Consider the following 3,313-nt stretch of genomic DNA (forward strand, 5'->3'; position numbering starts at 1 on the left):
CCTCGACACAGGTCCAGTGGGTAACGTCGATGGCCGCTTCGGTCGGGCCGTACAGGTTGTACAGCCCGCTCTGCGGCAGCAGCGCCAGGGTCTGGCGTTGCAGTTCCACCGGCAGGGCTTCGCCGGAGCAGATGATCCGCTGCAGCGAGGTGCAGCGAGCGGCGTTTTCATCACCGACGAAGGCTTGCAGCATCGACGGCACGAAGTGCAGCGTGCTGATCTGCTCGCGGGTGATCAGCTCGGCCAGGCGCGCCGGGTCACGATGGTCACCCGGCCGCGCCATGACCAGGCGTGCGCCCTGCATCAAGGGCCAGAAGAACTCCCACACCGAGACGTCGAAGCTGAACGGTGTCTTCTGCAGCACGCTGTCAGCGGCACTGAGCTGGTAAGCCTCCTGCATCCAGGCCAGGCGGTTGTGCAGCGCCACGTGGCGGTTGCCGGCGCCCTTCGGTTTGCCGGTGGAGCCGGAGGTGTAGATGACGTAGGCGAGATTTTCCGGGTGCAGCAGCACGTCCGGGTTGTGCGCTTGCAAAGCACTCCACGCCTCGGCCCGATCCAGATCAAGCACTGGCAGCCCTTCAGGGATCGGCAGGCCATCGTGCAGGTGCGACTGGGTCAGCAGCAAGGCGATGCCGCTGTCTTCGAACATATAGGCCAGGCGGTCCTGCGGATACTCCGGGTCCAACGGCACATAGGCGCCACCGGCCTTGAGGATCGCCAGCAGGCCGACGACCATTTCCACCGAACGCTCGGCGGCGATGCCGACCAGCACGTCCGGGCCCACGCCCAGGCCGCGCAGATACTCAGCCAGGCGATTGGCCTCGGCATTGAGTTCGGCGTAGTTCAGGGTACGCTCGGCGAAGGTCAATGCCGGCGCTTGCGGCTGACGGACGACGTGCTGTTCGAACAGCTGATGCACGTATGGCGTGCCTGGGTAGTCGCGTGCCGTGGCGTTCCACCCAGTGATCGCCCTTGCCCGCTCCTCGTCATGCAGCATGGGTAATTCGCCCATCCGTTGCGCCGGGGCATCGAGAATCGCCCGCAACAGGTTCTGCCAATGCGCCGCCATGCGCTTGACGCGCGGTGCATCGAACAAGTCGGTCGAGTAGATCAGCGAAGCGCTGAGGCCTTGTGGATGCTCGACACAATCCAGGCTCAGGTCGAACTGCGCAGTGGGCATGGCCCATTGCATCTGTGCCACATCCAGCCCCGGCAACTTCACGCCGTCACTGATGGCCCCCTCACTCACCTGGTAGTTGAACATCACCTGGAACAGCGGGCTGTGGCTCAGGCTGCGCTCCGGCTGCAGGGCTTCGACCAGTTGTTCGAACGGCAAGTCCTGGTGGGCCTGGGCCTCCAGCGCAGCCTGGCGCACCTGCTTGAGCAAGTCGAGGAAACACGCCTGGCCGTCGATGTCTGCGCGCAGCACCTGGGTGTTGACGAAAAAGCCGAGCAGGCGCTCGGTCTCGGCACGATTGCGGTTCGCCGAGGGCACGCCAACGCGAATGTCAGCCTGGCCGCTGTAGCGATGCAGCAGCAACTGGAACGAGGCCAGCAGCAGCATGAACGGCGTGCAGCCGTGGGCCTGGGCAAGTTGACGAATACCCTGCACCAGGGCGGGTTGCAGTTCGAAAATCTCCCGCGAACCCTGGTTGCTGCGGCGAGCCGGCCGTGGCCGGTCGAACGGTAGCTCCAGCGGGCCCTGCTCACCGGCCAGGCGTTGCGTCCAGTAATCCAGTTGACGCTCGCGCTCGCCCGCCGCCAGCCACTGGCGCTGCCAGGCGGCATAGTCGGCATACTGGATCGGCAAGGCCGGCAGCTGCGCTGCGCGGCCCTGGCAATGGGCCTGATAGCGTTTGATCAGCTCTTCGACCATCAACTGCATCGACCAGCCGTCAGAGACGATGTGGTGCTGAGTCATGACCAGTACTCGATCCGCCTCGCCCACCTCCAGCAGCGCCAACCGCAACAGCGGGCCGGCCTCCAGGTCGAACGGGCGGATGGCCTCGGCCTCGATGGCGGCCAGCAAAGTCGGCTCGTCAGCCGCGGCCAGCTCATAGGTATCAACCACCAACGCCCCGGCCGGGTCGATGCACTGGCGTGGTTGACCGTCGGCATCCAGGAAAAAGCGCGTGCGCAAGGTCTGGTGCCGCGCCGCCAGGCCTGTGAATGCCTGGTGCAGGGCGTCGAGGTTCAATGCCCCGCGCAGGCGCAGCACGCTCACCATGTTGTAGGCAGCACCTTGCGGGTCCAGCTGCCAGAGCACCCATTGCCGCTGTTGGGCGTGGGAGAGGCGTAGCGCCTCACCCTCCGCCATCGGCACGATGGGCAACCAGCCCAGATCGACGCCTTTCTCCAGCAGGCGCTTGAACAGGGCCACGCGCTTGTCGTGGCTCAGCCCGCTGATCCGCTGGACCAGCTCATTGCCCTGTTGGGTCCCTTGCTTAAGCATCAAATGCCTCCAGTTCGTCCAAGGCGTCAAAAATGGCGTCGTAGTCTTGTTCTGCCGGGCTCGCGTTACGCGTCACCAGGGCGGCCAGGGCACCGAGATCGTCGGCGAGGTAGGCGTCCTGGATCGGCAATTCCACGGAAAACTCGGTCTTGAGTCGGGACACCAGGCGCACCAGCAGCAGCGAGTGCCCGCCCAGTTCGAAGAAGTTGTCAGTGAGGCCGACCCGCTCAACCTGCAGCACCTCCTGCCAGATCGCGGCCAGGCGTTGCTCCAGTTCGTTCTGCGGCGCCACGTACTCGCGCCGCGACTGGCCCAGCTCCGGTTTCGGCAGGGCCTTGCGGTCAAGCTTGCCGTTGGGCGACAACGGCATCTGTTCGAGCAAAACCCACTGCGCTGGCACCATGTAGTCCGGTAGTACAGCGGCCAGATGTGCCTTGATCGCCGCCAGGCTGTCGGCCTGCTCAGCTACCAGATACGCCACCAGCTGACCTTCGCCGGCTACCACCACGGCTTCGCGTACCGCCTCCAGCTCCTGCAGGCGGGCTTCGATCTCGCCCAGCTCGATACGCAGGCCGCGGATCTTCACTTGATGGTCGATGCGCCCGGCATATTCGATCACCCCGTCCTCGCGCTGCCGCGCCAGGTCGCCGGTGCGGTACAGCCGCTGGCCTGCGCCGAACGGGCTGGTGACGAAACGCTCGGCGGTCAGCGACGGACGACGGTGGTAGCCGCGGGCCAGGCCGAGGCCGCCCAGGTACAGCTCGCCGGTCACGCCGGGGCTGACCGGGTTCAGTTCGCCGTCCAGCACATAGGTCTGCAGGTTGGCGATCGGCTGGCCGATCGGCACGCTGTCCTTTCCTT

Annotated in this window: 2 protein-coding genes; both read right to left on the bottom strand. The window is 65.6% G+C overall.

Features of this window, described 5'->3' with window-relative positions; all coding sequences use genetic code 11:
- Positions 1 to 2,452 (bottom strand): condensation domain-containing protein (locus HU738_RS25650; RefSeq protein WP_217871532.1); only part of this gene is annotated, 2,452 nt, incomplete at its 3' end.
- Positions 2,445 to 3,313 (bottom strand): phosphopantetheine-binding protein (locus HU738_RS25655; RefSeq protein ID WP_217871534.1); only part of this gene is annotated, 869 nt, incomplete at its 5' end. The genes HU738_RS25650 and HU738_RS25655, both read right to left, overlap by 8 nt.

The organism is Pseudomonas vlassakiae (assembly GCF_014269035.2).
Classification (GTDB): domain Bacteria; phylum Pseudomonadota; class Gammaproteobacteria; order Pseudomonadales; family Pseudomonadaceae; genus Aquipseudomonas; species Aquipseudomonas vlassakiae.